Annotated in this window: 2 protein-coding genes; both read left to right on the forward strand. The window is 32.7% G+C overall.

What is annotated here, in order from left to right:
* The first annotated feature begins 455 nt into the window (after window positions 1-455).
* A complete protein-coding gene (locus KA878_RS13580) occupies window positions 456-620 on the forward strand; it encodes a ribbon-helix-helix domain-containing protein (protein WP_002503080.1) in 165 nt (54 codons plus the stop codon).
* 65 nt (window positions 621-685) lie between these two features.
* Complete coding sequence (locus tag KA878_RS13585; RefSeq protein ID WP_049388228.1) at window positions 686-1,249, forward strand: replication protein; 564 nt, start codon at window positions 686-688, stop codon at window positions 1,247-1,249.
* The last annotated feature ends 129 nt before the right edge of the window (window positions 1,250-1,378 follow it).

Genomic DNA, 1,378 nt, shown 5'->3' on the forward strand with positions numbered 1-1,378 from the left:
ATGCTTGCCAAACCAAAAAATTACTTGTGATAGGAGAAAAACTTTTGACGAACAAAGAAATAATGATAGCCACTTCAGTGGCGATTGGTGCTGGTTTTAACTTGGATTAATTCCAAGTTAACAACCAATCCAAATCATTGATTTCGATATCGTGAAGTCAAAAGGAAATTCTATTACAAGTAATTTTTTGGTGGGGTTTGATTTTGAAATTTTAGCAATCACTTTTTTGATTGCTTGGTTTTGAATTTTTGTTTTGAGGAGAGACATTGGGGGGTACTACGACCCCCCCAATGGGTGCAATGTGCAATGTGAAAAAATCGACTTAAGCCTTGATATTATGGGGTTTTTGACAATTTTAGACACAAAACTTAACAAAAGTATTCATGAAAACTCTAGACTTTTATGGATAATATACTATATAATACAGAATAAGGATTTAAAAAGGAGGGGTTATAATGGCTCGAGAAAAAGTTGGAATAACATTAACACCTGTAACGATTGAAAGGCTGAAAGATATATCAGAAGAGATGGGATTGAGTAAATCTCAAGCGATATCTATGTTAATTAATAATTACTATATTGAAAAAGGTAAAAAGGGGGATAGAGACAGTGGAAAATAAAAAAAGAACCTAGCTCCCAAATAGCTAAGTTCTCTAAAATCTTTATTCAACACTGTTATTTTACCATGGCAAAATATATTAAAGCAAGAACGTGGGGAATGGTTGTATATCCACAATCTGCCCCTGAAAATTGGACAGAATTACTTGAAGAAACTTATTTACAATTCGCAATATCTCCTTTGCATGATAAAGATGTTAATCCTGATGGAGAAATTAAGAAAGAGCATTGGCATGTCATACTAATTTGGGATGGACCTGTTACTCAAAATGCAGCATCAAAAATTGCTGAGAAGGTAAATGCACCACAACCAGTTAAACTTGAAAGTGTTCGTGGAGCGTATAGGTATTTCACGCATATGGATAATCCTGAAAAGTATCAGTATGATGAAAAAGATATAAAAATCTATAATGGCTTTGATATTTCTAACTATATTGCTCTTACTAGAGAAGAAAAGTATGAAGCTATTTCAAGGATAAAGAAGATTATTATTAGTGAAAACGTAACAGAATATATAGATTTATTAAGTCTTTTAGAAGAAATGGATTATAACCTATTTAAAGTTGCTTGTGATAATACATTTACTATTAATGTTTTAGTTAGATCCAATAGACATAAACATGATAATTAATTTTGAATTAGCTAGCCACTATGGCTAGCTTTTTGCGTTAGCAAAAAAGGGGGATTGGGGGTTTACCCCCAACAAGTGTATTTGCAGAACGAAATGAGCGTTAGCGAATGAAGTGGCTAGCAAATACGA

Origin of the sequence: Staphylococcus sp. GDY8P57P, assembly GCF_017892585.1 — a bacterium.
GTDB classification, from domain to species: domain Bacteria; phylum Bacillota; class Bacilli; order Staphylococcales; family Staphylococcaceae; genus Staphylococcus; species Staphylococcus borealis.

Coding starts and splice junctions, on each gene's coding strand:
- KA878_RS13580 (WP_002503080.1), top strand. CDS start 456: ATGGCTCGAGAAAAAGTTGGAATAACATTAACACCTGTAACGATTGAA.
- KA878_RS13585 (WP_049388228.1), top strand. CDS start 686: ATGGCAAAATATATTAAAGCAAGAACGTGGGGAATGGTTGTATATCCA.